We start from the raw sequence: 8,291 nt of genomic DNA, 5'->3' as shown, positions 1-8,291 counted from the left end.
AATCCTTGGTTGCGGTCAGGCCCAGCATGGCTTCAAGCTTGGCGACTTCCCCAAGTGCGGCCTCAACCTCGGACGCGGCACTGCGCATTTCGCCCAGCAAGCCGCTATTTTGATCTAGCCCGACTTTTCGTTGCAGATCGACCACGGTTGCGAATTCGCTGACATAGCTTTCAATCGAGGTTCGTGCTTCATCAACCTGCCCCAAAAGGCTCGCCAGTTCTTCACGACCAGCAAGTTCTTCGAGCCCGGCACGGACCATATTGGCGGCCGTCGCATGGGATGCGACATATTCCTCGTTCCGGCGAAGGATGAAATCCTTCTCGTGACGCCGGGCATTGAGAAATTCAAGCGACACTTCGTCAACGATCAGTTGATCCGCATTTGCGGCCCTGGCCGTTTCTTGTGCCGATTGGCGCTGTTGATCAGCAATGAATTGGGTTGCTCCAACGATGGCAAAAATCGCCAACGCGACGATGCTAAGTAGTGAAATCTGGTAAACCAGTTTCATCCGCGACAAAAAGGACATGTTCCACCCCGATTGTTATCGTCTTGTGCTTGTTTTTTGTTTTTGACATTCAGCACAATAGATCAGCTATACCCAAGGTAGATCAATAAAGGTTTAAATATAGACCAATTGATGATCCAGACCCTCAACGCCATAAAACACGCGCTTTTGCCGTTTCTTTCCTGCGTCTGCGAACTATGTTGGTGGTTTGCCAAAGGTGATATGGTCACAAGCCAATGCCCTTGGCATCACGAAACACAGCGAAACAGGACGAACATCACCCATGAGCATCTGGGGCAAAATTATTGGCGGAGCAGCAGGTTTTGCCTTGGGCGGGCCATTGGGCGCAATTCTTGGAACGGCAGCTGGCCACGTCGTTGACAAGATCAAGAATGGCACGGCGCTGAACGGACCAAAGATCGGTGGTTATGATCCGCGCCAGATGGCCTTTGCCACCGGTGTGATTGTGCTGGCCGCCAAAATGGCCAAGGTTGACGGGCATGTCAGCCGTGATGAGATCAACGCGTTCAAACGCGTGTTTCATATTCCGCCGGGCGAAGAAAAGAATGTCGGCCGCATCTTTGATATGGCGCGCAAGTCATCAGACGGGTTTGAAATCTACGCCCATCAGATTGCAACCATGTTCCGTGGCGAACGTGCCCTTCTGGAAGGTATTCTTGAGGCACTTTATCAAATCGCTATGGCCGATGGGGAACTACACCCCGCCGAACAGGACTATCTGAAAAAGGTCGCGCATATCTTTGGCTTTGCCGATGTTGATTTTGACCGTGTGCATCATGCGTTTACGTCATCGAACGGCCCGGACCCGTATGAGCAGCTTGGTGTTGGCCGCGATGCCAGCGATGACGAGCTTAAGGCCGCCCATCGCAAACTATCGCGTGAAAACCATCCGGACACCCTGATGGCCAAGGGCATGCCGCCCGAATTTATCGAGCAGGCCAACGATAAGATGGCCCGCATCAATGCCGCCTGGGATCAGATCCGCAAAGAACGCGGTATTCGCTAAGGCCACTTGGCACGATCCAATCTGTTAAACATGATTTCCCTTGCAACAGCGCGCGATTTGCTGTTTGCAGGGGACCGGTCATTGTGACCCAAATTTCATTCTCAAGCTTATCGGTTTTCCCATGGCGCCACCGCTGATCAATATTAATGACATCCACCTGACCTTTGGCGGGAACGATCTGTTTTCCGATGTGTCATTTGCCATTGGTGAACGTGATCGCCTGTGCCTTGTCGGGCGCAATGGCGGCGGGAAATCGACCCTGCTTAAAATCATTGCCGGCGAGATCGAGCCAGATGGCGGCGAACGCTTTGTGCAGCCGGGCTGCAAGGTGGCTTATCTTAATCAGGAACCGAAATTTGACGGCTATGACACGGTCGAGGATTTCGTTCTTGCAGCACTTGATGACCATGAACAGGAATATGCCTATCGTTCCGACATGTTGCTGGCATCGGTCGATCTGGATCCGCAATCAGATCCCAAGCAGCTTTCAGGTGGTGAGGGTCGCCGTGCCGCGATTGCCCGCGCCCTGATTGCAGACCCGCAGGTCTTGCTGCTTGACGAGCCGACCAACCACCTTGATTTGCCAACCATTGAATGGCTTGAAGGCGAGATCAAAAACTTCCGTGGTGCTGTTGTCGTGATTTCGCACGACCGTGCATTCCTCAATGCCGTCTCGAACGGTGTGTTGTGGCTTGATCGCGGGGTGATGCATCAGGGTGCCATCAACTTTGCGAAGTTCGAAGAATGGTCTGAAGAGATTTATCGCAAGGAAGCCGAAGAACGCGCGAAGCTTGATAAACTGATTGCCCAAGAAACCGTCTGGTCGGTTCAGGGCATTTCGGCGCGTCGCAAACGTAACCAGGGCCGTCTGCGCCGTCTTTATGACATGCGCGAACAGAGATCCCAGCAGGTTGATCGTATCGGCAATGTATCACTTGCGGCAGATGCCGGTGAAACGTCAGGCAAGGTTGTGATTGAGGCAACCGAAATCGCCAAATCATTCGGCGACCGTCAGATCATTTCGGATTTCTCGACCCGTATCTTGCGCGGCGACAAGGTTGGCATCATTGGTCCGAACGGTGCGGGTAAAACCACACTTCTGAAAATGCTGACCGGTCAGATTGAACCCGATAGCGGCAAGATCAAGATCGGCACCAATCTTAATCCCAGCTATTTCGATCAGAAGCGCGTCGCCCTTGATGACACCAAAACGCTTTGGGATACGCTGTGCGATGTTGGCGGCGATCAGGTCATGGTGCGCGGCAATCCGCGCCATGTGGTCAGTTACCTGCGCGATTTCCTGTTTGACGAGAAACAGGCAAGAAGCCCGGTTGGCGCGCTTTCGGGTGGCGAACGCAACCGTTTGCTTTTGGCCAAGCAGCTGGCAAAGCCGACCAACCTTCTGATCATGGATGAGCCGACCAACGATCTGGATATGGATACGCTTGATCTGCTTCAGGAAATGCTGAGCGAGTATGAAGGCACGCTGCTTCTGGTCAGCCACGATCGTGACTTCCTTGATCGCGTGGTCACATCATCCATTGTGATGGAAGGTGACGGAACGGCGATTGAATATGCCGGTGGCTATTCCGACTATATCGCCCAACGCAAACTTTCGCGCTCTGAGGCCGCCAAGGAAGAAAAGGCTGCTGCCAAACAGGTCAAGAAGACCGCACAGGCAAGTGCGCCAAAAGCCAAACCGGCCGGGAAGCTGAGCTATAAGGATCAGCGCGAATACGACAATCTGCCAGGTGCGATGGCCAAGCTTGAAGGCGAGATCGCGACGCTTGAAGAAGCATTGGCAGATAGCAGCCTGTTTACCAAGGACCCGACCAACTTCCAGAAAAAGGTCGACCGTCTGGATGCTGCGCGTTCCGAGCTTGAAGCATCAGAAGAACGCTGGCTTGAACTGGAAATGATGCGTGAGGAACTCGGTCAGGCGTAAGTCTGGCCGACCATCGCCTTTCCGTCCGCGCCCATAACCAGCACGCCTTGGCCTTTACCCGGCCCTGTACTTGCGCCACACTTTAGCTCCGGGTTGAGAACAACTCATTTGTCCTTTGCCGCAAAACAGCGGATCAAGGGATGAGTAAATCTTGCGTGCCGAATTGCGACCGCCACCAATCTGACATCGACATGATGTCGCCCCTTTTGCTGAAAGCTTGCATCATGCCGATCAAAGCCATGCTTATGGCCCTGTCCGTTGCCATTATCTGGGGCATCAATATGTTGACCGTTAAGGGTGCGGTCGGTGAAATCCCGCCCTTTATGCTGACAGCCATTCGCTTTGGCGCGGTTGCCGTGCTTTTGGTGCCGTTTACGCGCATGCCGCGCGGACGCATGGGCAAGCTTGCGATCATTTCCGTCACGTTTGGCAGTCTTCATTTCGGCGTTCTGTTCTTTGCGCTGTCGATGATTGATGCCGGACCGGTGGCGATTATCATCCTGCTTGGTGTGCCATTCTCATCAATGCTGGCGACTTACTTCTTTAATGATCGGTTGGGTTGGAAACGGCTTTCGGGCATGGCATTGGCCTTTATCGGCGTCACGATCATGTTCTGGGACCCGACCATGACGGATCTGCAATTACCACTCCTTCTGGTGGTTCTGGCAGCCTTCATGTGGGCGGTTGCCAATGTCATGATCAAGAAACTGGGCGATATCGATACCTTCCAGCTTAATGGCTGGATGGCGCTGATGGCAGCCCCGCAGCTTTTGGCGCTGTCGCTGTTCTTTGAGCCGCATGCGTTTGACGCAGTCCTTGCCGCAAGCTGGGTTGCCTGGGCGAACCTCAGCTTTACGGTCGTGATGTCATCAATCGTTGCTTATGGTTTTTGGTATCATTTGCTTAAAACGCAGGATGTGAATTCCGTCGTGCCTTGGTCGCTTTTGGCACCGGTGATCAGCGTGCTTGGATCGTTTGTCGTATTTGACGAAACGTTCTCGGCCCTTAAAATCGTTGGCAGTGTGATTGTTCTGGCTGGTGTTGGCGTGATCATGCTGCGCAAACCGGTACAGCGTAAAACCCAGGGGATGGATTGATCTTTATGAGCGATGGGAAGATGACAGCCAATTGGCAAGATCACATCATCAAACACCCATCGCCCAATTTTGGCCCCCGCCCGGATGGCTGCCCGATTGATATTCTGGTCCTGCATTATACCGGCATGAAATCGGGCAAGGCTGCCCTTGATCGGCTGTGCGATCCGGAAAGCTCTGTCTCCTGCCATTACATGGTCGAGGAAGACGGGCGTATTTTCCAGATGGTTGAAGAAGACAAGCGCGCTTGGCATGCCGGGCGCGGTAAATGGCAGGATTGCGGTGACGTCAATTCCCATTCCATCGGGATCGAGATCGTTAATCCCGGTCATGAATTTGGCTATCGCCCGTTTCCAGATGCCCAGATTACATCTGTCATTTCCTTGGCTGGTGACATTGTCGCTCGCCATGCAATCCCCGCCAGCCGGGTCATTGCCCATTCCGATATGGCACCCGACCGGAAGGAAGATCCGGGCGAGCTGTTCCCATGGGATCAGTTGGCGGCCAACGGCATTGGTCTTTGGCCAGAGAAACCGGTATCACCGACAACGTCGGAAGCCGACATAAAGCAGTTTGATCACCTTCTTGATCAGATCGGTTTTGGCGAAGACCCGGATATTGATCCGATCAAACGCGTGATTGCCTTTCAGCGCCATTGGCGGGCGTCGGATATCTCGGGCCTTGTCGATGCAGAATGCATGGCAATTGCCAAGGCGCTTGTCGATCAGATGGATTGCTGATCTCGACCTCCCCCTGATACGCACCCACACCGCTTTTTCTTGACGCATCGCATGATGTAACCTACATCCGCACCACCAGATGGCCGGATGGCTGCCCTTCTTGTTCGCAAGCGGGGAGGAAAGTCCGGGCTCCACGGAGACACGGTGCCAGATAACGTCTGGCGGGGGCGACCCTAGGGAAAGTGCCACAGAAAGCAAACCACCGACACAGCGCAAGCCTGTCGGTAAGGGTGAAAGGGTGCGGTAAGAGCGCACCGGTCCTTCAGCAATGCGGGACGCATGGTAAACCCCACCGGGAGCAAAACCTAATAGGAATGGTCGGCCGGGTGCTTCGGCATTGTCGGCAGGTGGGTTTTCGCACCACCATTCGGGTTGGTTGCAGGAGGCGTTCGGCGACGGACGTCCCAGATGAATAGCCATCCAGTGCGGTTCGCCGCATGGACAGAACCCGGCTTACAGGCCATCTGGTATTTCTTTCTTTGGATAAGAAAATGGCGATGACAGTTTCCCGTCATCGCCAGAATTAATCTGATCGGGTTTAAAAGCCTGATTAGCCGCGCTCGGCAATCGATTGCGCGAAATACTTGTCTGCTTCTTCCTGTGTGCCAACCGGAATGTCGGTTGATGTCTGTTCCTTGATCATTTTGCCAAGAGTTGGAAGTGTCTTGCGGTCAATCTGCGATGCCGGGTCCCACAGTTTGGAGCGCATCAGCGATTTTGCACAATGCAGGAAGGCTTCTTCGACCACGACCTTGATCGCGGTGATCGGTGCCTTTGGCGTGTCTGCAAACAGACCAAGCAGTTCGGGATCAGTGCTTATTTCGGCCTTACCATTGACCCGCAGCGTTTCATTCACGCCCGGCACAAAGAACAGCATGCCGACTTTCGGGTTATCGACAATATTGGCCAGCGTATCGATGCGGTTGTTGCCCGGACGATCGGGCATGACAATCGTGTTGTCATCGATAACCTTCACAAAACCCGGGCCATCGCCACGCGGACTGACATCGGCATCGCCATTAGAGTCTGCCGACGAAATCACCGCAAACGGTGCCAGTTCGATGAAATGCTTGCAGTGCGGATCAAGGGCCGGAAGGCACTTGGCAACAGCAATTTCCATCGGCTGTCCGTAGATCGCGCGAAGTTTTTCCTGGGTATCGATTTTGGTCATTGCAGGCACACCTTATGCGGGAATCAGGCGGCGAAATTGCGTCACTTGAGAACGCAAGTCAATTGCTGATCAGCAAGCGATGATTTCATCAACGGCTTTTACAGCCGCGAACTCGCCATTCAGGCTGGCAAGGGCCACGTCATGAACAAGTGCTGCTTCAAACACGCGCCCATCGGGAAGCTTGCGATCAAAGGTCGCACAAGCGTCAGCGGCAATCGTCGCCTCAAACCCAAGATTGCCTGCCATACGGGTACTGGTATTCACGCAATGGTCCGTCGTGATCCCGCAAAGCACCAGTTTATTGATCCCGGCCGCGCGCAGATCAGCTTCAAGTGTTGTTCCGATAAAGGCCGAATTGACATTCTTGCCATAAAGCGGTTCATCACCGATGGGTGCCAGTGCATCCTTGATCGCGTTGCCCGGATGACTTGGGTTCAGACGTGATTGCGGTTCGGTAGAGTCATGCTTCACATGGAAAACCGGCTGACCGATCTTGCGCCAGTGATTAAGCAACTTGGCACCATTGGCTTCTGCATCGGGGTTATTGCGATTGCCCCAGTAAGCAAGGTCATCAAAGCCCTGCTGCCAGTCGATCAAGATCAAAGCTACGGTATTGGACATATCAGTTTCCCAGTCTTGGCTTCGCTCAGCCGTTACATTTCCGGGCTCACATTAGCGGCAAATTCTGTGCGGGAAAGGACAAAGAACCCACATTTCATGCCATTGCGCTGAGAACTTTTCGCAACCCACTGTTTAAGCGGCCACATTCATACTCGCGAATATTGTAGAACGCACAACAGCCCCCCACATGAACATGGTTCGGTGCGCATTCTCTGATGGCCTTGCAACAGGCCATACCGCCCAGAGGCTACGGCCATGATGATTTGGTTTCACTCTGAATCCGGGGATGCATAGATGTGGCTTTATCAAACTCTTGACCAACTCTGTCCCAATTCATTCACCGCAAAGGTGTTTATCCTTGCCTTTGTCGGAACGCATGTGCCGTTGGTCGCGGCGATTGTATTTTCGCTTTTGACGATTGAATCCCTCGAACAGGCAACGCCGATGCTGCTTGTTTTGCTGTTTGCGACGCTGGCAGGCGCGATTGGCACATTGGCAGGTTTGCGTGCCCTGCTGATGCCAATCAAGGTCGCAAGCAAGGCCGCAGCCGCATATGAAGCCGGCAAAGGCGTCCCCGAACTTCCGACCGAGTTTAAAGATGAGGCGGGCCAGCTATTGCTATCTGTTCGTCGTTTGACCGAACGCGCCGAACGACGGTTGCGAGCTGCTGCCGAAGAAGCATCAAAGGACCCGCTTACGGGTGTCCTTAACCGGCGTGGCTTCAACGCCATGCTCGATAATTTACAGCCCAGGGAACGCAGTGGTGCGGTGCTTTCGGTCGATATCGATCATTTCAAGGAAATTAACGACGAATACGGCCATCAGGTTGGCGACAATGTTTTAAAGGATGTCGCAAACGCCATCGTTGAATGCGTGCGATCTGCCGATCCTGTTGGTCGATTTGGCGGCGATGAATTTGTAATTTTCCTGAGCGGTGCGACGCAAACAGTCGCCATGAACAAGGCACGCGCCATTCGGTCCATGATTGATACCGATGTGCGGGTCGCCGAAACCAATGTGACGGTTTCAATCGGCCTTGCCATCGCCAACACCCCGGAAAACAGCAGTGAAAGCAGAACTGACGAGGTGTTTAGCGCATCTGACAAGGCACTTTATCAGGCGAAGTCAAACGGGCGAAATCAGGTTCACCTGTTTGGCGGCCCGGAACCCATCATTGATCATGGCTGA

Annotated in this window: 7 protein-coding genes, 1 other RNA gene and 1 pseudogene; 6 read left to right on the top strand and 3 right to left on the bottom strand. The window is 53.6% G+C overall.

Annotated features, from left to right (window positions below; all coding sequences use genetic code 11):
• A pseudogene (locus ACMZ66_RS16665) lies at positions 1–526 on the bottom strand (methyl-accepting chemotaxis protein); the annotation flags it as partial.
• A gap of 262 nt (positions 527–788) precedes the next feature.
• On the opposite strand from ACMZ66_RS16665, the gene ACMZ66_RS16660 reads away from it, so the two are divergent.
• The 5 genes from ACMZ66_RS16660 (at position 789) to rnpB (ending at position 5,783) form a co-directional block, all read left to right on the top strand.
• The gene (locus ACMZ66_RS16660; protein WP_416938820.1) at positions 789–1,532 is read left to right on the top strand and encodes a TerB family tellurite resistance protein; all 744 of its coding nucleotides are present in this window, start codon (positions 789–791) and stop codon (positions 1,530–1,532) included.
• A 121-nt stretch (positions 1,533–1,653) separates the two neighbouring features.
• On the top strand, positions 1,654–3,477 hold the full coding sequence (locus ACMZ66_RS16655; RefSeq protein WP_416938818.1) for an ATP-binding cassette domain-containing protein: 1,824 nt from the start codon (positions 1,654–1,656) through the stop codon (positions 3,475–3,477).
• A 140-nt stretch (positions 3,478–3,617) separates the two neighbouring features.
• Positions 3,618–4,574: a DMT family transporter gene (locus ACMZ66_RS16650; RefSeq protein ID WP_416938816.1), complete on the top strand. Its 957-nt coding sequence runs from the start codon at positions 3,618–3,620 to the stop codon at positions 4,572–4,574.
• 5 nt (positions 4,575–4,579) lie between these two features.
• The gene (locus ACMZ66_RS16645) at positions 4,580–5,311 is read left to right on the top strand and encodes an N-acetylmuramoyl-L-alanine amidase (protein WP_416938814.1); all 732 of its coding nucleotides are present in this window, start codon (positions 4,580–4,582) and stop codon (positions 5,309–5,311) included.
• 75 nt (positions 5,312–5,386) lie between these two features.
• An RNA gene (gene rnpB, locus ACMZ66_RS16640) (RNase P RNA component class A) lies at positions 5,387–5,783 on the top strand.
• A 78-nt stretch (positions 5,784–5,861) separates the two neighbouring features.
• Here rnpB and ACMZ66_RS16635 read toward each other — a convergent pair.
• Together ACMZ66_RS16635 and ACMZ66_RS16630 are read right to left on the bottom strand one after the other, a co-directional pair.
• Positions 5,862–6,482 (bottom strand): pyridoxamine 5'-phosphate oxidase family protein, encoded by a 621-nt coding sequence (locus tag ACMZ66_RS16635; protein ID WP_416938812.1) that lies wholly within the window; start codon positions 6,480–6,482, stop codon positions 5,862–5,864.
• A gap of 69 nt (positions 6,483–6,551) precedes the next feature.
• A complete protein-coding gene (locus ACMZ66_RS16630) occupies positions 6,552–7,103 on the bottom strand; it encodes a cysteine hydrolase family protein (protein ID WP_416938810.1) in 552 nt (183 codons plus the stop codon).
• A gap of 294 nt (positions 7,104–7,397) precedes the next feature.
• Between ACMZ66_RS16630 and ACMZ66_RS16625 the strand changes: the two genes are divergently transcribed.
• Positions 7,398–8,291 (top strand): GGDEF domain-containing protein, encoded by an 894-nt coding sequence (locus ACMZ66_RS16625; protein ID WP_416938808.1) that lies wholly within the window; start codon positions 7,398–7,400, stop codon positions 8,289–8,291.

It is taken from the genome of Thalassospira sp. (genome assembly GCF_048059015.1).
Classification (GTDB): domain Bacteria; phylum Pseudomonadota; class Alphaproteobacteria; order Rhodospirillales; family Thalassospiraceae; genus Thalassospira.
The sequence above is the reverse complement of the archived record's forward strand: the minus strand, read 5'-3'. Positions and strand labels throughout refer to the sequence as shown.

Bases quoted from the DNA above. Each gene is read 5' to 3' on its own strand.
- ACMZ66_RS16660 (WP_416938820.1), top strand. From the start codon at position 789: ATGAGCATCTGGGGCAAAATTATTGGCGGAGCAGCAGGTTTTGCCTTG.
- ACMZ66_RS16655 (WP_416938818.1), top strand. From the start codon at position 1,654: ATGGCGCCACCGCTGATCAATATTAATGACATCCACCTGACCTTTGGC.
- ACMZ66_RS16650 (WP_416938816.1), top strand. From the start codon at position 3,618: ATGAGTAAATCTTGCGTGCCGAATTGCGACCGCCACCAATCTGACATC.
- ACMZ66_RS16645 (WP_416938814.1), top strand. From the start codon at position 4,580: ATGAGCGATGGGAAGATGACAGCCAATTGGCAAGATCACATCATCAAA.
- ACMZ66_RS16635 (WP_416938812.1), bottom strand. From the start codon at position 6,482: ATGACCAAAATCGATACCCAGGAAAAACTTCGCGCGATCTACGGACAG.
- ACMZ66_RS16630 (WP_416938810.1), bottom strand. From the start codon at position 7,103: ATGTCCAATACCGTAGCTTTGATCTTGATCGACTGGCAGCAGGGCTTT.
- ACMZ66_RS16625 (WP_416938808.1), top strand. From the start codon at position 7,398: ATGTGGCTTTATCAAACTCTTGACCAACTCTGTCCCAATTCATTCACC.